At 70.2% G+C, this 18,781-nt stretch carries 17 protein-coding genes; 7 read left to right on the forward strand and 10 right to left on the reverse strand.

Annotated features, from left to right (window positions below; all coding sequences use genetic code 11):
* Window positions 1-110 precede the first annotated feature (110 nt).
* Window positions 111-1,301 carry a Gfo/Idh/MocA family protein gene (locus KXS11_RS07585; RefSeq protein ID WP_437384954.1) on the reverse strand — a complete coding sequence of 397 codons (1,191 nt, stop codon included), beginning with the start codon at window positions 1,299-1,301 and terminating at the stop codon, window positions 111-113.
* Window positions 1,302-1,438: 137 nt separating this feature from the next.
* The gene (locus KXS11_RS07590; RefSeq protein WP_437384955.1) at window positions 1,439-2,491 is read right to left on the reverse strand and encodes a LacI family DNA-binding transcriptional regulator; all 1,053 of its coding nucleotides are present in this window, start codon (window positions 2,489-2,491) and stop codon (window positions 1,439-1,441) included.
* Window positions 2,492-2,678: 187 nt separating this feature from the next.
* Here KXS11_RS07590 and xylA point away from each other — a divergent pair, with 187 nt between their 5' ends.
* Both xylA and KXS11_RS07600 read left to right on the forward strand, forming a co-directional pair.
* Window positions 2,679-3,872, forward strand: coding sequence for a xylose isomerase (gene xylA / locus KXS11_RS07595; protein ID WP_437384956.1), 1,194 nt, complete (start codon window positions 2,679-2,681; stop codon window positions 3,870-3,872).
* Between the two features lie 152 nt (window positions 3,873-4,024).
* Window positions 4,025-5,452, forward strand: coding sequence for a xylulokinase (locus KXS11_RS07600; protein ID WP_437384957.1), 1,428 nt, complete (start codon window positions 4,025-4,027; stop codon window positions 5,450-5,452).
* Window positions 5,453-5,558: 106 nt separating this feature from the next.
* Here the strand turns inward: KXS11_RS07600 and KXS11_RS07605 are convergent, their stop codons facing one another.
* The 3 genes from KXS11_RS07605 to KXS11_RS07615 form a co-directional block, all read right to left on the reverse strand.
* Window positions 5,559-6,665, reverse strand: coding sequence for a glycerate kinase (locus tag KXS11_RS07605; protein ID WP_437384958.1), 1,107 nt, complete (start codon window positions 6,663-6,665; stop codon window positions 5,559-5,561).
* An 86-nt stretch (window positions 6,666-6,751) separates the two neighbouring features.
* On the reverse strand, window positions 6,752-7,639 hold the full coding sequence (locus tag KXS11_RS07610; protein ID WP_437384959.1) for a DarT ssDNA thymidine ADP-ribosyltransferase family protein: 888 nt from the start codon (window positions 7,637-7,639) through the stop codon (window positions 6,752-6,754).
* Between the two features lie 215 nt (window positions 7,640-7,854).
* Window positions 7,855-9,324, reverse strand: coding sequence for an MFS transporter (locus KXS11_RS07615; protein WP_437384960.1), 1,470 nt, complete (start codon window positions 9,322-9,324; stop codon window positions 7,855-7,857).
* A 71-nt stretch (window positions 9,325-9,395) separates the two neighbouring features.
* Between KXS11_RS07615 and soxR the strand changes: the two genes are divergently transcribed.
* Window positions 9,396-9,872, forward strand: coding sequence for a redox-sensitive transcriptional activator SoxR (soxR, locus tag KXS11_RS07620; protein WP_437384961.1), 477 nt, complete (start codon window positions 9,396-9,398; stop codon window positions 9,870-9,872).
* Between the two features lie 39 nt (window positions 9,873-9,911).
* On the opposite strand, the gene KXS11_RS07625 is transcribed toward soxR, so the two are convergent.
* From KXS11_RS07625 to KXS11_RS07640, 4 genes are all read right to left on the reverse strand, one after another.
* Window positions 9,912-11,225, reverse strand: coding sequence for an APC family permease (locus tag KXS11_RS07625; RefSeq protein WP_437384962.1), 1,314 nt, complete (start codon window positions 11,223-11,225; stop codon window positions 9,912-9,914).
* Between the two features lie 224 nt (window positions 11,226-11,449).
* Window positions 11,450-12,628, reverse strand: coding sequence for a cystathionine gamma-synthase (locus KXS11_RS07630; protein WP_437384963.1), 1,179 nt, complete (start codon window positions 12,626-12,628; stop codon window positions 11,450-11,452).
* Between the two features lie 139 nt (window positions 12,629-12,767).
* Window positions 12,768-14,132: a cystathionine beta-synthase gene (locus KXS11_RS07635; RefSeq protein ID WP_437384964.1), complete on the reverse strand. Its 1,365-nt coding sequence runs from the start codon at window positions 14,130-14,132 to the stop codon at window positions 12,768-12,770.
* A 184-nt stretch (window positions 14,133-14,316) separates the two neighbouring features.
* On the reverse strand, window positions 14,317-14,622 hold the full coding sequence (locus KXS11_RS07640) for a hypothetical protein (protein ID WP_437384965.1): 306 nt from the start codon (window positions 14,620-14,622) through the stop codon (window positions 14,317-14,319).
* A gap of 201 nt (window positions 14,623-14,823) precedes the next feature.
* Here KXS11_RS07640 and KXS11_RS07645 point away from each other — a divergent pair, with 201 nt between their 5' ends.
* The gene (locus KXS11_RS07645; protein WP_437384966.1) at window positions 14,824-15,498 is read left to right on the forward strand and encodes a metal-dependent transcriptional regulator; all 675 of its coding nucleotides are present in this window, start codon (window positions 14,824-14,826) and stop codon (window positions 15,496-15,498) included.
* 33 nt (window positions 15,499-15,531) lie between these two features.
* Here the strand turns inward: KXS11_RS07645 and KXS11_RS07650 are convergent, their stop codons facing one another.
* Window positions 15,532-16,776 carry an Nramp family divalent metal transporter gene (locus tag KXS11_RS07650; RefSeq protein WP_437384967.1) on the reverse strand — a complete coding sequence of 415 codons (1,245 nt, stop codon included), beginning with the start codon at window positions 16,774-16,776 and terminating at the stop codon, window positions 15,532-15,534.
* A gap of 174 nt (window positions 16,777-16,950) precedes the next feature.
* Between KXS11_RS07650 and KXS11_RS07655 the strand changes: the two genes are divergently transcribed.
* The 3 genes from KXS11_RS07655 (at window position 16,951) to KXS11_RS07665 (ending at window position 18,779) form a co-directional block, all read left to right on the forward strand.
* A complete protein-coding gene (locus KXS11_RS07655; protein WP_437384968.1) occupies window positions 16,951-17,655 on the forward strand; it encodes a DUF3105 domain-containing protein in 705 nt (234 codons plus the stop codon).
* 4 nt (window positions 17,656-17,659) lie between these two features.
* Complete coding sequence (locus tag KXS11_RS07660) at window positions 17,660-18,454, forward strand: DUF305 domain-containing protein (RefSeq protein WP_437384969.1); 795 nt, start codon at window positions 17,660-17,662, stop codon at window positions 18,452-18,454.
* 115 nt (window positions 18,455-18,569) lie between these two features.
* On the forward strand, window positions 18,570-18,779 hold the full coding sequence (locus KXS11_RS07665; RefSeq protein ID WP_437384970.1) for an antitoxin: 210 nt from the start codon (window positions 18,570-18,572) through the stop codon (window positions 18,777-18,779).
* Window positions 18,780-18,781: the final 2 nt, after the last annotated feature.

The raw sequence follows: 18,781 nt of genomic DNA on the forward strand, positions 1-18,781 counted from the left end.
CGGTGCCTCAGTGTGTGTGGTGCCCGATCGGTGGTGCATCGGGCGGGTCCCGAAACGGGAGGACGAGCGAGGATCGCTGCCTGTGGAGGACGGTCGTGGTGAGTTCGTGGTCAGTTCGTGGTGGTCCAGGCGCTGCCGTTCGCCGCACTGGCTTCGACGGCGCGCAGCACCCGCTGCACCTGCAGCCCCTCGGCGAAGGACGGCTCCGGATCGATGCCGGACGTGATGGCGTGGACGAGGTCGCGCACCTGGTGCGAGAAGGGGTGCTCGTAGCCGATTCCGTGGCCGGTGGGCCACCACGCCGCCATGTAGGGGTGCTCGGGTTCGGTCACGATGATGCGGGTGAACCCCTGTCTGCCGGCAGGGGCGGTGGCATCGTAGACCTCGAGCTCGTTCATCGACTCGAGGTCGAAGGCGATCGCACCTCGCGAGCCGCTGAGCTCGATGCGCAGGGCGTTCTTCCGGCCGGTCGCGTAGCGGGTGGCCTCGAAGGCGCCGATCGCCCCGTCGGCCAGTCCGCCGGTGAGCCGCGCAGTGAACCACGCGGCGTCGTCGACGGTCACCTCGCCTCGCTCATCCGAGGCGGTGCCGCTCAGACCGACCGTCTCGCCCAGCAGGGGGCGTTCGGTGACGAAGGTCGCAAGCGTGCCGCTCACCGCGTCAAGCCGGGCACCGGTGAGGTGTTGGACGAGGTCGATCGCGTGCGCGCCGATGTCGCCGAGGGAACCCGAACCGGCCTTCGCCTTGTCGAGCCGCCACGTCATCGGACCGTCGGCGTCGCTCAACCAGTCCTGCAGGTACAGCGCACGGACCTGCCGGATGTCGCCGAGCGCGCCCTCGGCGATGAGCTGGCGGGCATACCCGATGGCGGGCACCCTGCGGTAGCTGAATCCGACCATCGAACGAACGCCACGCGCGGCGGCGGCCTCGGCGGCGGCCACCATGAGCTCGGCCTCCTCGACGGAGTTGGCGAGCGGCTTCTCGCAGAGCACGTGCTTGCCCGCCTCGAGGGCGGCGATCGCGATCTCGACGTGGGAGGAGCCCGGGGTGCAGATGTCGACGATGTCGATGCCCGGGTCGGCGATGACCGTCCGCCAGTCGGTCGACGAGCTCTCCCAACCGAACTTCACGCGCGCAGCCTCGAGGGCTTCGGGATTGCGGCCGACGATCGTCGCCATGACGGGCTCCGCATCGAGAGCGAAGAAGCGGGGTGCCGTCCGCCAGGCCTGCGAGTGGGCGGCTCCCATGAAGCCGTAGCCGATCATCGCGACCCGGAGTTCCGTGCGTCCGCTTCCACCCATGCCGTGCTGCTCCCGTGTCTCTGAGGCGCTGCCGCGCTCTCCGGTCGTCCGGGGCGCGTCGCTGCGATGCCTCAGAAGCTAGCCGCGAGCGCTACGGCCCCGCAAGCTTGCGCACCTTCATTGGAAACTTTTCGCGCTCACGTCGACTCGCGAGGCGACGGGACGGGCGGCGGTGCCGTCGAGCCTCGGACGACGAGGGACGTGGCCAGATCGAGGCGGACGTTGTCGACCGTCTCTGATCGGAGCTTCAGCACCAGGCGGGTCGCCTCCTCCGCCATCTCGATGAGCGGTTGGCGCACGGTCGTGAGCGCGGGCCCCACCCAGCGCGCCGGCGGCACGTCGTCGTATCCGACCACCGACAGCTGTTCCGGGATCGAGATGCCGAGCGATCGGGCGGCCTCGTAGACACCGAACGCCTGCATGTCGTTGCCGGCGAAGATGGCCGTCGGGCGGTCCTCCTGCTCCAGCAGTTCGAGCGCGAGCACCCGCCCGGCCTCCGGGACGAACTCGCCCCGGCGGAGGATCGACTCGTCGAGCGGGATCCCGGCCTCTTCGAGCGCGGACCGGTACCCGGACACCCTCGCGCGCGAGCACATGAGGTCCTGCGGCCCCGAGATCAGGCCGATCCGGCGATGTCCGAGCTCGATGAGGTGTCGGGTGGCCGCCATCCCTCCCGACCAGTTCGTCGATCCGATCGCCGGGACCTCCGGCCCCGGATCGCCCGCGGGATCCACGACGACGACGGGGATGTTGCGCGTGTGGAGCTGGCGGCGGTATGCGGGTTCGATGTTCGAGAAGACGAGGATCACCCCGACCGGTTTCCGCGAGATGATCGCCTCCACCCACCCCTCGCCTGTCGAGCCGCGCGCGCCGGTCTCGGTGAGCGTGACGCTCATCCCGTGCTGCCGCGCCACCTTCTCGACCCCGCGGATGATCTCGAGCGACCAGGAGCTGTCGATGTACTCGAAGACGAGTTCGATGAGCGATCCCTGCGCGAGTTCGGCGCCGCGGCGACTGTAGCCGTGGCGGTCGAGCAGCTCTTCGACGATCTCGCGTGTCTCGGGCGAGACTCCCGGTCGGCCGTTGAGGACCTTCGAGGCCGTCGAGACCGAGACCGAGGCCTCCCGTGCGATCCGGGTCAGGGTCGCCCGCCCTCCGGTCCCGACCGTCGCCGTGTCACCGTCACTCATCGTGCGCCTCCGTTCACTCGACGGGCGGACCGGCGGCCGTCTCCACATCGAGAAGTTGTCAGCAGCATAGCGAAACATTTCGTGCAGAGGAACACGTGACGACCTCGCCGCCATCTGCTACTCTCGACTATAAGTTGTGATTAACAACAAATCATCCGATCGCCAACGACGCTGAAGGACTGCCAGCATGAGCATCACCCCCACCAAAGCCGACAGGTTCTCCTTCGGCCTCTGGACCATCGGTTACAACGGGACGGACCCCTTCGGCGGCCCGACCCGCCCCGACCTCGATGTCGTGGAAGCCGTCACCCGCCTGAACGAGCTCGGTGCCTACGGCCTCACCTTCCACGACGACGACCTGTTCGCATTCGGCTCCACGGACGCCGAGCGCCAGAAGCAGATCGACCGCCTCAAGCAGGCCATGGCCGACACCGGCATCATCGTCCCGATGGTGACCACCAACCTCTTCAGCGCCCCGGTCTTCAAGGACGGCGGCTTCACCTCCAACGACCGAGCCGTCCGCCGCTTCGCGCTCCGCAAGGTCATCCGCAACCTCGACCTCGCCGCTGAGCTCGGCGCGAAGACCTTCGTCATGTGGGGTGGCCGAGAGGGCGCCGAGTACGACGCCGCGAAGGACGTCCAAGCTGCGCTCGAGCGGTACCGCGAGGCCGTCAACCTCCTCGGCGACTACGTCACCGACAAGGGCTACGACATCCGTTTCGCGATCGAGCCGAAGCCCAACGAGCCCCGCGGCGACATCCTGCTGCCCACGCTCGGCCACGCGATGGCCTTCATCGAGACGCTCGAGCGTCCCGAGCTCGTCGGCATCAACCCGGAGGTCGGCCACGAGCAGATGGCGGGTCTGAACTTCACGGCAGGCATCGCTCAGGCCCTCTACCAGGGCAAGCTCTACCACATCGACCTCAACGGCCAGCGCGGCATCAAGTACGACCAGGACCTCGTGTTCGGTCACGGCGACCTCCAGAACGCCTTCTCGCTCGTCGACCTCCTCGAGCACGGTGGAGTGAACGGTGGCCCGGCGTACGACGGCCCGCGTCACTTCGACTACAAGCCGAGCCGCACCGAGGACATCACGGGCGTCTGGGACTCGGCTGCCGCGAACATGCGCATGTACCTCCTCCTCAAGGAGCGTGCCGAGGCGTTCCGCGCCGACCCCGAGGTGCAGGAGGCCCTCGCGGCCGCGCGCGTCCCCGAGCTGCGCGAACCCACGCTGAACCCGGGCGAGACCGTGGAGCAGCTGCTCGCCGACCGCTCGGCGTACGAGGACTTCGACGCGAACGCGTACTTCGGCGGCAAGGGCTTCGGCTTCGTGCGCCTGCAGCAGCTCGCCGTCGACCACCTCACCGGCGTCCGCTCGTAACCGTCCGTCGGTCCCGCACGAAGCGCCCGCGACACTCGGCGCCGATGCGAACGGCGTCCCAGCTCCGGATCCGCGAGGATCAGGACCTGGGACGCCGTTCCGTGTGAGGATGCACTGCACACCGAACCACCACCACGTTGAAAGGGAGAGCGATGACGCTCGTCGCCGGCATCGATTCGTCCACCCAGAGCTGCAAGGTCGTCATCCGTGACGCCGACACCGGAGCGTTGGTGCGCGAGGGACGCTCCTCACACCCCGCAGGCACCGAGGTCGACCCGGCAGCCTGGTGGACAGCGCTCCTCGAGGCGATCGACGCCGCCGGCGGGCTGACCGACGTGGCGGCAGTGTCGGTCGCAGCGCAGCAGCACGGCATGGTCGCGCTGGACAGCGACGGCCAGGTCATCCGCCCGGCGCTCCTCTGGAACGACACCCGGAGCGCCGGTGCTGCGACCGACCTCATCGCCGAGTTCGGTGCAGCCGAGCTCGCCGAGCGCACCGGGTGCGTCCCGGTCGCCTCCTTCACCATCACCAAGCTCCGTTGGCTGCGAGACGCCGAAGCGGCGAACGCCGCCGACGTCGCTGCAGTGGCGCTCCCCCACGACTGGCTCACCTGGCGTCTGCGCGGATTCGGTCCGGCGGACGACAGCCCGCTCGGTGCCGACCTCGACGAACTCACCACTGACCGGTCCGATGCCTCCGGCACGGGCTACTGGTCACCGGGGTCCGAGTCGTACGACCGCGAGCTGTTCATCGCGGCGCTCGGCCATGACGCGGTCCTGCCGCGCGTGCTGGGTCCCGGGGAGTCCGCCGGCACCGGTGTCGCCGGTGGCCCTGTCGGCCCCGACACCGTCATCGGGCCGGGTGCCGGCGACAACGCGGGTGCCGCCCTCGGCCTCGGTGCCAGTGCCGGAGACGTCGTCGTCTCGATCGGGACGAGCGGGACCGTGTTCGCCGTCACACCGACCGCGGTGCGCGATGCGTCGGGAACGGTCGCCGGCTTCGCCTCGGCCGACGGCGCCTTCCTGCCCCTGATCGCGACCCTCAACGCGGCCCGCATCCTCGACTCGGTCGCGTCCCTGCTCGGCGTCGACCATGAGGAACTCGGTCGCCTCGCACTCGCGGCTCCCGCCGGCGCGCGCGGCCTCGTCCTCCAGCCCTACTTCGAGGGCGAGCGCACCCCCAACCTTCCCGATGCGACCGCGACACTGTTCGGCATGTCCCTCGAGTCGACGACGCGCGACGGCCTGGCCCGCGCGGCGATCGAGGGGCTGCTGTGCGGGCTCGCCGACGGTCTCGACGCCGTTTTGTCGCAGGGCGTGGTCGCGCAGCGAGTGCTCCTCATCGGTGGTGCCGCGCAGAACCCGGCCGTGCAGGCGATCGCCCGCGAGGTCTTCAGCGTGCCGGTCGTCGTTCCGGCTCCCGGCGAGTACGTCGCAGACGGCGGAGCGGTCCAGGCGGCGTGGGCGCTGACCGGAGTCCGTCCGTCCTGGCCGGTCGAGGGCACGGGCGACGCTGCACCGTCGCACGCCGACTCCGGCTCCGGCGTCGCCCGCGCGCAGTACGCCGCCCGCCGCGCCTGAGCCACCGCCTGTCGACAGGCGCAGGGACCGCACCCGACGGACCACGGAACCTCCCCGGTCACCGAGCCCGTCGAGGTGGATCCCGCGTACAGCTCCGCAGCGCAGCTCAGGTGTCCGACTGCTCGGCGAGCGCCGCTCCCGCGGAGCGGAGGTGGACGAGCGGCGCGGCCATCGCGGCAGCCACCCCTCCCGCAAGCTCGGTGAGCGATGCGGCGGCGATGAACACGCCCTCGGTGGGAGCCTGGATCATGCCGGCGACCAGCATCGCGCGCCCCGGTGCGAGACCCGCGACGTAGGACGCGACCTTGCCATCGGCGGTCTGATCGTCGTAGCGTCCCTCGCCAGTGACGACGACGGTCGCAGCGGCGGCAGCGGCAGGCAGGCCGATCGCCTCCCCCACCCCGCTCGCGCCGGATGACGCCGTCGCGCCCCACAACAGGAGCCCGTAGCCCGCACCCCCGGCGGCTCCGGCACCCGGTGCCACCGCAACACGGCCCGACGGGTCGACGGCCGCCGCCGCAGCCCGGTCGACGAGACGCGCGAGGTTCGCCTCGAGCACGGCGACGTCCTCGTGGGTCGCGCCCTTCTGCGGCCCGAAGACCGACGCGGCTCCTCGTGCGCCGAGCAACGGGTTGGTGACGTCGCTCAGGACGAGCGCACCGCCCGGCGGGAGTGCCCGCAAGCCCGACACGTCGATGGTCGCGAGTTCCGCGAGGCCGGCGTTCCCGAGGGCGGTGTCGGAACCGTCCGCGTCGAGGAACCGCGCACCGAGCGCACCGAGGAGCCCTGTCCCGCCATCGGTGCTCGAACTGCCGCCGATCGCGAGCAGGAGCCGTCGTGCGCCGGCGTCCAGCGCTGCGGCGATGGCCTCCCCGAAACCGACGGTGTGCGCGGCGAACGGCTGGAGCGGGTCGAGGAGGGTCAGCCCGCTCGTCTGGGCGAGTTCGACGACCGCGGTCCCGTCGGGCAGCTCCAACCAGGACGCCTCGACGGGTGCGCCCACCGGCCCCGTCACGGTCACCGCGTGCCGCACCGCTCCCGCGACGGCGACCGCGAAGGCGTCGAGCGTGCCCTCGCCGCCGTCCGCCATCGGGAGGAGACGCACCTCGTCGTCGGGCCGGACGGAACGCCAGCCTTCGGCCAGCGCCGTCGCAACCTCGGCGGCGTCGACGGTGCCTTTGAAGGAATCGGGGGCGATCACGACGGTGTGCATGCGGTCAGTCTCCCAGACTGCGACCATGGCGATGGCGGGACGGTCCGCTCGATCGGCGAGGTCCGCCCGTGCTGGGCACCCGGTCGTTACTCGGCGATCTCCGCTTGGAACCACGGCGTGTACGCGGCGACCTTCGTGCGCAGACCAGCTGCGGCCACGAGGCGCTTGACGGTCTCCCGCACGTTCACGGTGGCGACGCCGATCACGGTGATGCGGTCGAAGGGGACTGCGTCGGCGACGAGCACCTCGGCCCGGCGCAAGGCGGCCGGATCCTCGTCCGTCGCGAACCGCTGCACCATGCGGTCGGCCGTCATCGCGTTGGCGCCGATGCTGGTGAGCACGTGGGAGGCGTCGCCGTCGGCGACGACCACGCGTCCGCGGGAGGGGCGGCCGGTGTCCGCATCGAACTCGCCCGGGTGGACGGAGGCGCCGTCGATGGTCGTCACGAGGACGACGTAGTCGTTCACCGCGGACCCGAGCGCTTCAGCGGAGAGCCGGACGTCGCCTTCGCCTGCCCGGATCCCGGCCCAGAGGTCGGCATCGGGTGTGAGGAAGAACGGGACGAAGTCTGCGGGCGACAGTTCGTCGGTGCCGGCGATGACGGCGGTGCGACGGGCCTCCCGATGGCTGGCCGCAGCGATGTCGACGGGCGGACCGTCGGACAGCTCCTCGGAGGACGCGGGCAGGATCCGGCCCGAGGTGAGGATCTGCTCCAGGTTGCGGATGTGGGTCACGTGATACAGACGCTGGTCACCGACGCGCACGACGGGCAGAGACGCAGCCGCCTTCGCCGCGGTCTTCACCGTGGCGGCCGTGCGCACACGGGTCGGAGCCGGTTCACGGAGTGACGGCGCGACGGTCGAACGACGGACGCGCGGGGCTGGAGCTGCCTCGGCCGGCACCTCACGCGGAGGCGGTGGGAAGCACGTCGCACAGAGGCCGTTGTCGAAACCGTGTTTGCATTCGTCGCTCAAGAGAGTCCTTCTGCAGTCTCCAGGCTCCGAGACTCGAGGTGCGGGTCAACTGGGGGAACGAGCCGAGACGTGCGCATCAAGGTTACGCGCCTTCCGGCACCTGTGTGCACCACCGATGGCTCCCCTTCGGCCTCCGGGCCGCCTGGGCACTGCAGCGATGCGCGGGCGACGCTACCCCCCGCGCACCGCAGCACTACCCAGGCGACGAATGCCACCTATCCGCGTTCGGCGGCCTGCATCGGCCGACTCACCCGCCTCGCGACGACGACCGCAGCGACGCCGGCGACCAGTGCGATCGCGAAGCACCCCGCGAACGCGATGCCGCCTGGCGCGATCCAGACTGCCCCGTCGAGCACACGGGAGCCGTCGAGCGCACTGAACGCCAAGCCGGTGGCCGCCAGCGCGAGCGCCCCACCGATCGCATCGCCGATCGACATCGCGGCACTGTTGAAGCCCTGCGAGCGCTCGTCGGAGTACGCGAGCGTCATCACGCTGAGCCGTGGGTACATGAGCCCCATGCCACCGCCACTCACCACCCATGCGACGATGGGCACCGCTGGAGGCAGCCCGGCGAGCGCCGACAGGAGCGCGATCCCGACCGCGAGGGTCACGAGCGACGCACCGATCTGCACCGCCGTCGCGTTGGAGAGCCGATCGCCGAGCCGTCCCTGCAGCCACGAGGCGATCGACCAGGCGATGGCACCACCCGTGAGCGCGAGGCCGGCGAGTGCCGGGGTGAGGCCGTGTTCGCGGGTGAGCAGGTAGGGGACGTACACCTCGGCCCCGAAGAACGCGGCTGACGCCAGCCCGCGCACGAGGATCACCGTGGGCAACCCGCGCCGCGAAGTGAGGGTGCCCGCAGGGATGAGCGGGCGGAGGGCGAGCACCGCGACCACAGCACCGATGATCGGGAGGAGCCAGGCCGTCCAGCCGGAGAACTCGGTCGACACGTTCACGGCGAGCACCGCGACGGCGACGAGCAGCGCCCAGCCCAGACGGCGGGCCTCCCCCACACCGCGAGCATGGCCCGGGTCGGGGTCCTCCGTCTGCCGCTCTGCGCCTTCGGCGGACACGTCGCGCAGCATCCGGAGTGCGGGCAGCAGGAGGAGCGTCGCCACCACGACGAGTCCGACGACTCCGAGGAAGACCCAGTGCCAGCTGAACTGCTCGGCGACCACTCCGGCGAGGAACGGCCCGACGAGCGACGGGACCACCCAGGCGGCGGCGAAACCGGCGAAGATCCGTGGATGCAGCGCCGGCGGGTAGACGCGTGCGACGAGCACGTACAGCGCCACCGTCATCGCGCCGGAGCCGAGACTCTGCACGAGCCGACCGGCGACGAGCGCCCACATCGTGGTCGCGGTGCCGGCGAGCAGCAGCCCGACGACGAAGAGGGCGACCGAGGCGAGCAGCGGCTGCACCGGACCGAGGCGGTCCGCGACGGAACCGGCGGCGACCATCCCGATGACGCTCACGGCGAGCGGCCCGGCGAACGCGAGCGCGTACAGCTGCTGGCCGTCGAGCTCGGTGCTCACGAGCGGCATGATGGTGGTCACCGCGAGCGCCTCGAACGCGCCGAGGAAGACGAGCGCACACGCACCGACGGTGACGAGGACGAACCGTCGTGAGAGGATGCCGTCGCCGACGGTCGGGGTCGGCTGGGTCTGCGGGTTCGTCACGGTCACGCTTCCGAGCCTAGAACCTCAAGTAAGGTTGAGGTCAAGTCATTCGCTGACGGTGTCTGAGGGAGTGGTCCATGGTGCAACTCGAGGGTGGTCCATCCCGCCTCCTCACGGTGGGTGAGCTCTCGCAGCGCAGTGGTGTCGCGGTGTCCGCTCTGCACTACTACGAGCGTCAGAACCTCCTGACGAGCGAACGCACGGTCGGCAATCAACGTCGGTACCGTCGGGACGCGCTGCGGCGGGTGGCGTTCATCCGGGTGTCGCAGCGCGTCGGGGTGCCGCTCGCCCGCATCGCCGAAGCCCTGGCGACACTCCCCGATGGGCGCTCCCCCACCAAGCGCGACTGGGCCCGCCTGTCGAACCTCTGGCGTGACGAACTCGACGCCAAGATCATCGACCTGCAGCACCTCCGTGACGACCTCACGAGCTGCATCGGCTGCGGTTGCCTGAGTCTGCGCACCTGCGGTCTGCAGAACCCGGAGGACACCCGCGGCGCTCGCGGAGACGGCCCCACCATCTGGGCCGACCCCCGACTCCCCGCCTCGTCCTGACGCGGCACGCCCCCTGCCGAACGCGCGTGCGAGAGCGAGTCATGAACCCGCCAGGCGGGTGACACGACGACGCTTCACGACCGTGACGAGGACGGCGACCACCGCGAAGCCGAGCGGGATGAGCAGGTGCGCACCCGCGAGCACGAGCAGGCCGAGGACCAGGACCGCGGAGATCAGGGCCATCCACCAGCCGGCCGACCAGCGCCGCAGGATTCGCAGCGCGGCGACCACCCCCAACGCGTAGACGGCCACCATCGAGCTCGTGTGGATGAGCACGAACGGCTCGAGTCCACCTCCGGTGAGCACGACCGCCCCGAGGTAGACGAGGGCGAGCAGGGCGACGAGCGCGAGGCTCCGACGGGGTACCCCACCACGCTCCGCACCCTTCGCGAACCAGCGCGGCAGGTCGCCGTCGCGGCCGAGCGACGCCCCCAGCTTCGCGAACGCCCCCGCGTAGGCGTTGAGCACACCGACGGCGACGATGACGGCGACGACCGCGACCGCCGTGCGGCCGGCTCCCGGGAGTGTTGCGTCGACGAGGTCGAGCAGCGGCACCGTCGACGAACCGGCGCGCTCGCCCAGGACCGTCACGGTCACGAACTGCAGCGACAGGTAGGCGAGGCCCACGACGGCGATCGCGATGGCCGTCGCCCACGGGATCGTCCGTTTGGGGTTCCGGAACTCCCCGGCGATGTGCGTCACCGCCTCCCACCCGGCGAACGCCCACACGTAGAGGCTGATCGCCAGCCCGACCCCGGCGAGACCGTTCGGGAGGAACGGTTGCAGCCGCGCGACGTCGACCGCGGGAGCCGCGAAGGCCACCACGCCGACGACGAGCGCGACCAGGGCTCCGGTGAGTGCGAGCTGCACCGGCCCGGCGAGCCGCAACCCGAACGCGTTCGCGGTGAACGGCGGCACGAGGATGACGAGCGCCAGCGGATAGACCGACCACGCCGGACCGCCCGTCGCGGCGACGACGTATTGCGCACCGAGCATCGCGACGACGGGCGAGCCGACGCACACGCCGAAGAAGAACCAGTAGCCGGTCATGCGGGCGGCTGTCGGCCCGAGCGCGAGGCGCACGTAGGTGGCGACACCGCCTGCGTCCGGGTGCCGGGACGCCAACGCGGCGAAGGTTCCGGCGAGTGGGATGGAGAGCAGAAGGACGGCCCCCACGGCGACGAGCGACGCCGGGCCCGCCGCCTGCACCGCGAGCGCCGGGAGCAGGAGGATGCCGGTGCCGAGCACGGCCGCCGTGTAGAGCGCTGAACCGAGCACGAGCCCGATGGAGCCCCGGGCACCGGGCTCGACGAGCACCGGATCGGCGACGACGTCGGCATGCTCGGTGCTCATGACCCCATCCTGGCCCCGACCGCAGACATCCGGCAGTGGCAGCCCGGCCGCCCGAGCGCGGTTTCCTGCCAACCCCGATGCCGACCGCTGTTCGCAACTCAGGAGCCCTGCGGCCTGTCGGTGCGTGCACCCGCGCACCGTGGGCGAAACGCCGAGGTCGTCCTGAGTTGTGCACGACTCAGGACGACCTCAGCGGATGCGCGACAGCGCGCGGGTGGAGACGGTCAGTGCTTGGCGTCCGCCTTCACGACCTTCGCGAGCGCGCGGTCGAGGTCGGCGATGAGGTCGGCGACGTCCTCGATGCCGACCGACAGTCGGACGACGTTCTCCGGGACGGCGAGCTCGGTGCCCTTGACCGAGGCGTGGGTCATCTCGGCCGGGAGACCGATGAGCGACTCGACACCGCCGAGCGACTCCGCGAGGGAGAACAGCTTCGTCTTCTCGACGAGGCGTTTCGCCGCCTTCGGGCCTCCGACGAGCGCCACCGAGAGCATGCCGCCGAAGCCCGACATCTGGCGTGCCGCCAGTTCGTGCCCGGGGTGGCTCGCGAGGCCGGGGTAGTACACGCGCTCGATGGCGGGGTGGCCGTCGAGGTACTCGGCGATCGCCTGCGCGTTCTCGCTGTGCTGACGCATGCGCACGGCGAGCGTCTTGATGCCCCGCGTCGTCAGCCAGGCGTCGAGCGGTGCAGACACGGCACCGGCCGCGAACTGCAGGAAACCGAGCTGTTCGGCAAGCTCGTCGTCGTTCAGGATCACGGCGCCGCCGAGGACGTCGGAGTGGCCGCCGAGGTACTTCGTTGTGGAGTGCACGACGATGTCCGCGCCGAGGGCGATGGGCTGCTGCAGCGCCGGGGACGCGAAGGTGTTGTCGACGACCGAGAGCACACCGTGGCGGTGCGCGAGGGCCGCGAGTGCCGCGATGTCGCTGATCTTCATGAGCGGGTTGCTCGGGGACTCGACCCACAGGAGCTTCGTGCGTCCGGGGATGATCGCCGCCTCGACCGCGGCGAGGTCGCCGATGTCGACGACCGTGTGCTCGATGCCCCAGGCGCCGTGCACCCGGTTGATCAGGCGGTGGGTGCCGCCGTAGACGTCGTTGCCGATGACGAGGTGGTCGCCCGGGCGCAGGACGGTGCGGATGAGCGCGTCCTCGGCGGCGAGACCCGACGCGAAGGAGAAACCGTGCTTGGCTCCCTCGAGGGCGGCGAGCTGCGTCTCGAGCGAGGTCCTCGTCGGGTTCGCGGAGCGGGTGTACTCGTAGCCGCCCCGGAGTCCGCCGACGCCGTCCTGGACGAACGTCGAGGTCTGGTAGATCGGCGGGATGATCGCGCCGGTCGTCGGGTCGAACTCCTGGCCGGCGTGGATGCTGCGGGTGGCGAAGCCGTGGTCGTGCGTGCTCATGGTGTGCTGCTCTCGATTCGTGGGAGGTTCAGAATTCAGGGACGTTGCGGGGGATGGGCTCAGCGGAGCCGGGGACACGCGGAAATCGGACATCGCCCCCATGAGACGACCCGGATTCCCTGAATTCTGAACACGACGATCAGCTGGCCAGGTAGGTGAGCAGGTCGTGGCGGGTGATGACGCCGATCGGCTTGCCGCCGTCCGTCACGAGGAACGCCGGCGACGAACCGAGCGCGGCACGAGCGGCCGGGATCGACTCACCCAGGCCGATGAGCGGCAGCGGTTCGCCGACGAACGCACTGGCTGCATCGTTCATCTTGGCGGCGCCGCTGAACACGGCGTCCATGAGACTCGCCTCGTCGATCGCACCGACGACCTCGCCCATCACGACGGGCGGTTCGGCGCTCAGCACGGGCAACTGGGAGACGCCGTACTCGGTCATCACGTCGACGACCTCGCGGACGGTGTCGGTCGGGTGCACGTGGACGAGGTCGGGCATGGAGCCTCGCTTGCCCCGGAGGATGTCACCGACGGTGCGGTCGTCGGCGACCTCGCTGAATCCGTACGACTGCAGCCAGGTGTCGTTGAAGATCTTGCCGAGGTAGCCGCGGCCACCGTCCGGGAGGAGCACGACGACGACGGCGGAGGCCGGCAGGTCCTTGGCCGCGACGAGCGCCGCCTGGACGGCCATGCCGCTCGATCCACCGACGAGAAGGCCTTCCTCGCGGGCGAGGCGGCGCGTCATCGCGAACGACTCCGCGTCGGTCACCGCGATGATCTCGTCGGGGATGGAGGGGTCGTAGGCGGTCGGCCAGAAGTCCTCGCCGACGCCCTCGACGAGGTAGGGGCGTCCGGTGCCACCGGAGTACACGGAACCCTCGGGGTCGGCGCCGATGATGCGGACGCCGCCCTCGGAGACCTCCTTCAGGTACTTGCCGGTGCCCGAGATGGTGCCGCCGGTGCCCACGCCCGCGACGAAGTGGGTGATCTCGCCATCGGTGTCGCGCCAGATCTCCGGCCCCGTGGTCTCGTAGTGACTGCGCGGCCCGTTCGGGTTCGCGTACTGGTTGGGCTTGAACGCTCCGGGGATCTCGGCCGTGAGGCGGTCGGAGACGCTGTAGTAGGAGTCGGGGTCCTCCGGCGCGACCGACGTCGGGGTGACGACGATCTCGGCGCCGTAGGCCGTGAGCACGTTCCGCTTGTCCTCACCCACCTTGTCGGGCAGGACGAACACGCACCGGTAGCCGCGCTGCTGCGCGACGAGGGCGAGCCCGACACCGGTATTGCCCGAGGTCGGCTCGACGATGGTGCCACCGGGCTGCAGCTGACCGGACGCCTCAGCGGCGTCGATGATGCGCGTGGCGATGCGGTCCTTCGAGGATCCGCCCGGGTTCAGGTACTCGACTTTGACGAGCACGGTGGCCGCGATGCCCTCGGTGACCTTGTTGAGCTTGACGAGCGGCGTGTTCCCGATGAGATCGAGAATGGTGTCTGCGTAGTTCATCTCTGCAATCTGTTCCTGTGGTGCGTCACCGCACGACTCTCGCGTGCGTCACCGAATGGCTGGTACCGGCTGATGGGATCGATCAGCGGGGACAGCAGGAACACGACAGGCGGAGACGCATGGCTCCCACCATACCTGCCGCGTCACGGGTGCGCAGCTCGATGACGGGACGAGCGGCGCAGCGTCAGTGCAGGGCGACGACGGCCCGGCGCGGGACCAGTGCTGAGGCGACGACGGCGAGGAGCTGGACGGTGAGCGCGACGACGAACGCCGCGGCGATCCCCGCCAGCACGATGGTCGCGAGGAGCAGGACGGCGACGACGGCCGGGAGGCGCCGGAGTCGCAGTTCGACGGTCCACGACGAGGTGTCACCGCGGCGCGCTGCGGCTTCGAGGTGCCCCGTCCCGGACATCGCACCGGCGACGAGCTCGAGGACGGCGCGGGCACCGGCGCCCAGCCGGGCGGTCGAGGTGGTGAGTGCCTGTGACATCGCAGGGCCCTCTCGTCGGGTGGTGGAACGGTGATCGCCGGGGCGAAGTGTCTCGACAGTAGCAGTCGAGTGCCCCGTTCGGGGGTGCTGGGGGCCAGTCTGCCACGCGCGACTGAACGCGCGGTGCCCACGCGGGGGAACGGCAGATGACCGACCGATGACGGCACGGTGGACGAGTCGCGCGTTCCTTAGACTGTCTGCATGTCCGTCTCTGGCCTCTCTCCCGTCTCCCAGGACTACCTGAAGACCATCTGGACGACGTCTGAATGGGCCGACGAGTCCGCCACGGTCAAGCAGCTCGCCGAGCGGATGGGGGTCCGCCCAGCGACCGCGTCCGATGCGGTCAAGCGCCTCGCCGCGCAGGACCTCGTCGTCCACGAGCCGTACGGCAGCATCGAACTCACCGACACCGGGCGCGCACACGCGGTCGCGATGGTCCGCCGGCACCGCCTCATCGAGACCTTCCTCGTCGAGATGCTCGGTTACGGCTGGGACGAGGTCCACGACGAGGCCGAGACCCTCGAGCACGCCGTGAGCGACACGATGATCGAGCGCATCGACGCAGCACTCGGCCACCCGATCCGCGATCCGCACGGCGACCCGATCCCCTCCGCCGACGGCACACCGCACCGCCCCGACGCCACCCGACTGAGCGAGGCGCCGACCGGCACCCCCGTGACGGTCTGCCGCATCTCGGACGCCGACCCGGAGACACTGCGTCACCTGAGCGCTCTCGGGATCGTCCTCGACACCGAGCTGCGCGTCGACGACCACCGGGCGTTCGCCGGCGAGCTCGAGCTCCTGTTCACCGCGTCGGGCGCGACCCTGACGCTCGGCCGCATCGCCGCGGACGCCGTCTGGGTCACCGTCGCCTGATCCCGCTCGTCCGAGCGCGGACGAGGGCACGGCTCAGCCGGCGATGGTGAGCACGATGAGGGCGACGTTGAGGGCGACGATGAGCGCGACGACCACCCACGCCAACACCCGCGTCACGGCGGCGTCGACGTGCACGCCCATGATCCGGCGGTCACCCGTGTACTTGACGAGCGGGATGAGCGCGAACGGGATGCCGAGACTCAGGAACACCTGGCTGAGGACCAGCGCGGTCGTGGGGTCGATCCCGGCCGCGAGGATGATCAGCGCGGGGATGAGGGTGATGACGCGTCGCGCGAGCAGCGGGATCCGCACCTTGAGCAGGCCCCCCATGATCGACGCGCCGGCGTAGGCACCCACCGAGGTCGATGCGAGCCCAGAGGCGAGGAGCCCGACGGCGAAGATGACGCCGATGACCGGACCGAGCGCCGCGGTGATGGCCGCGTGCGCACCCTCGATGGAGTCGGTGCCGTCGACACCGCTGAGCGAGGCCGCGGCGAGCAGGAGCATCGCGATGTTCACCGCCCCTGCGATGACGAGGGCTGCCGCGACGTCCCAGCGGGTCGCGACGATGAGCCGTCGGATCGCGCCGTCGCTGGTCTGCACACCGTGGCGGTCGCGACTCAACGAGGAGTGGAGGTAGATGGCGTGCGGCATCACCGTCGCGCCCAGCATGCTCGCGGCGAGGAGCACGGTCGCAGGCCCCTCGAACCTCGGGACGAGTCCACCTGCCGCCTCCCCCCAGTCGACGGGACTGACGAAGAGCCCGGCGAGGAACCCGACGGCGATGACGGCGAGCAGCGCGAGGATCGCGAACTCGAACCGCCGTTGGCCGTACCGGTTCTGCACGGCGAGCAGCGCGATCGAGAAGACACCGACGATGACCCCGCCGAGCACGAGCGGGATCCCGAACAGCAGGTGCAGTGCGACGGCACCGCCGATGACCTCGGCGAGGTCGGTGGCCGCCGCGACGAGCTCGGCCTGCGCCCAGTAGAGGCGCCGCGGGCCGTTCTTCAGCCGGGATCCGAGGAGCTCCGGCAGGCTCTGACCGGTGGCGAGGCCGAGCTTCGCGGAGAGGTACTGCACGAGCACGGCCATCGCGTTGGCGGCGACGAGCACCCAGACGAGGAGGTAGCCGTACTGCGCGCCCGCCGTGAGGTTGGCTGCGACGTTGCCGGGGTCGACGTACGCGATGGCGGCGACGAAGGCCGGCCCCAGGAGGAAGAGCAGCCGCGGGCCGCGACGTGGTGGAGCTGGCGGGGCGGCGGTGTCGGTGGTCACGTCCGCAATGTTAGCAACTCCGACGTACATTTGTTAGACCGCCCTAACACTTGGATTTCCCCGGTCTCTGCTTGGATGAGGCTGAGAATCGCCTGCGCATCATCGAAGCCCGGAAAACGTGCCGAGCCCCATCTGCTTCGATAGTTACGCATACAACCTTCGAGAGGCCCGCCAGTGACCCCCGCATCAGACCGCCCCAAGGGCGCCCCTGTCCCGCCAGCCGTGAAACAGCAGACCGTCAAGCAGGAGCGGGAGGTCCAGCGCCAGGCCAAGGTCGCCGCGTTCAAGCAGGCACAGAAGCGGAAGAACCGCAACAAGCGCATCGGCATCTGGGCCGGCGTCGTCGGTGGTGTCGCGGTCATCGCCGTCCTCGTCACGAGCGTCATCCTCACACTGCCGAAGAACGCCAGCTACCCCGGCGGCGGCACGGGAACCGGCGCGGACATCGCCGGGGTCGCGCTGTTCGAGAACACCTCCGAGCACGTCGAGGGCGTCGTCGACTACCCGCAGAACCCGCCGGCCGGTGGCCCGCACAACCAGTACTGGCTGAACTGCGGCGTGTACACCGAGGAGCAGACGAACGAGAACGCCGTCCACTCCCTCGAGCACGGCGCGATCTGGGTCACCTACGACCCCTCCCTCGCAGACAGCGAGCTGGTCAAGCTCAAGGAACTGCTGCCGAAGACCTACGTCATCCTCTCCCCCAAGTCCGACCTGCCCTCGCCGATCGTGCTGAGCGGTTGGAACTCGCAGCTGCAGGTGAACAACGCGAGCGACGCCCGCATCGCCGACTTCTTCGAGGAGTTCTGGAAGAGCAACAACGTGCCGGAGCCGGGTGCCGCGTGCACCGGCGCGGTCGACGGCCCAGGCAAGGTCTGATCCGATGAGCCGCACCTCCTCGTCCGGTGACGACCCGGCCGCACCCGTCGACCTCGACGACGGCGGCGTCACGGACGAGGAGCTCGCGGCCTTCGACGCCGAGCGCGGCACCGAGGGCTCCAGCCGCACCCGTGTCATCATCGCCGTCATGGCCGTCGTCGCCGTCGTGGTCGCCGCGGTCATCGGGTTCTCGGCCGGTCGGTTGAGCACGCTCGACGACCCGACCCCGACCACGACGAGCGCTGAAGCCGGCTTCTCACGCGACATGCAGGTGCATCACAACCAGGGTGTCGAGCTCGCGATGCTCATCCGCGACCGCTCCGACAGCGTCGACGTGCGCACCCTCGCGTACGACATCGCGACCGCGCAGGCGCAGCAGTCCGGGCAGCTCTACGACTGGCTCGTGCAGTGGGGTCTCCCCCAGAACTCGCGGCAGCCGGACATGACGTGGATGACACTGCCGACCCTCGCCGGCGCACCCGGCCATGCGCACAGCGGCGACGCTGCGAGCGAGGCGACGACGCACACCCCCGGCGATCCGATGCCCGGCCTCGCGACCTCCGGCCAGATCGCCCAGCTCACCGCGGCGACGGGTGTCGAGGCGGAGCGGGTCTTCCTGACGCTCATGATCGCCCACCACCAGGGCGCGATCGAGATGGCCGAGGCGCTGCAGGAACGCAGCGTGAACACCACCGCGCTCTCCTTCGCCCGCGCCGTCATCGCGAGTCAGCAGGCCGAGATCGAACTGATGACGGGCATGCTCGACGACCGCGGCGGCCCGATCGCGCTCGCCGAGTAGTCACCCACCGTCCGTCATCGGGCGACGTTCACGGGATTGGGACTGGTCAGATGCGCCCGGAAGCCCTCAGAATGAGCCATACGCCCGAAACAGGGCCGATGAGAAGGAGTGACACATGGGACTCGAGGACATCACCAAGAAGGCTCAGGACTTCCTGAACGACAACAAGGTCAAGGACGCGCTCAAGAGCGAGCAGGCCGAGGGCATCAGCGACAAGCTGCTGGACGGCGTCGCCGATGCCGCGAACAAGGTCACGGGCGGCAAGTTCGAAGAGCAGATCGATGGCGCACGCGACGCCGCCGACAAGGCTGTCGGCACGGAGTAGCC

The sequence above is a fragment of the Plantibacter flavus genome, from assembly GCF_051487245.1.
In the GTDB taxonomy this organism is placed as follows: Bacteria; Actinomycetota; Actinomycetes; order Actinomycetales; family Microbacteriaceae; genus Plantibacter; species Plantibacter flavus_B.

Excerpts from the sequence above, each read along its gene's own strand:
- KXS11_RS07585 (WP_437384954.1), bottom strand. The coding sequence starts at position 1,301 with ATGGGTGGAAGCGGACGCACGGAACTCCGGGTCGCGATGATCGGCTAC.
- KXS11_RS07590 (WP_437384955.1), bottom strand. The coding sequence starts at position 2,491 with ATGAGTGACGGTGACACGGCGACGGTCGGGACCGGAGGGCGGGCGACC.
- xylA (WP_437384956.1), top strand. The coding sequence starts at position 2,679 with ATGAGCATCACCCCCACCAAAGCCGACAGGTTCTCCTTCGGCCTCTGG.
- KXS11_RS07600 (WP_437384957.1), top strand. The coding sequence starts at position 4,025 with ATGACGCTCGTCGCCGGCATCGATTCGTCCACCCAGAGCTGCAAGGTC.
- KXS11_RS07605 (WP_437384958.1), bottom strand. The coding sequence starts at position 6,665 with ATGCACACCGTCGTGATCGCCCCCGATTCCTTCAAAGGCACCGTCGAC.
- soxR (WP_437384961.1), top strand. The coding sequence starts at position 9,396 with ATGGTGCAACTCGAGGGTGGTCCATCCCGCCTCCTCACGGTGGGTGAG.
- KXS11_RS07625 (WP_437384962.1), bottom strand. The coding sequence starts at position 11,225 with ATGAGCACCGAGCATGCCGACGTCGTCGCCGATCCGGTGCTCGTCGAG.
- KXS11_RS07630 (WP_437384963.1), bottom strand. The coding sequence starts at position 12,628 with ATGAGCACGCACGACCACGGCTTCGCCACCCGCAGCATCCACGCCGGC.
- KXS11_RS07635 (WP_437384964.1), bottom strand. The coding sequence starts at position 14,132 with ATGAACTACGCAGACACCATTCTCGATCTCATCGGGAACACGCCGCTC.
- KXS11_RS07640 (WP_437384965.1), bottom strand. The coding sequence starts at position 14,622 with ATGTCACAGGCACTCACCACCTCGACCGCCCGGCTGGGCGCCGGTGCC.
- KXS11_RS07645 (WP_437384966.1), top strand. The coding sequence starts at position 14,824 with ATGTCCGTCTCTGGCCTCTCTCCCGTCTCCCAGGACTACCTGAAGACC.
- KXS11_RS07660 (WP_437384969.1), top strand. The coding sequence starts at position 17,660 with ATGAGCCGCACCTCCTCGTCCGGTGACGACCCGGCCGCACCCGTCGAC.
- KXS11_RS07665 (WP_437384970.1), top strand. The coding sequence starts at position 18,570 with ATGGGACTCGAGGACATCACCAAGAAGGCTCAGGACTTCCTGAACGAC.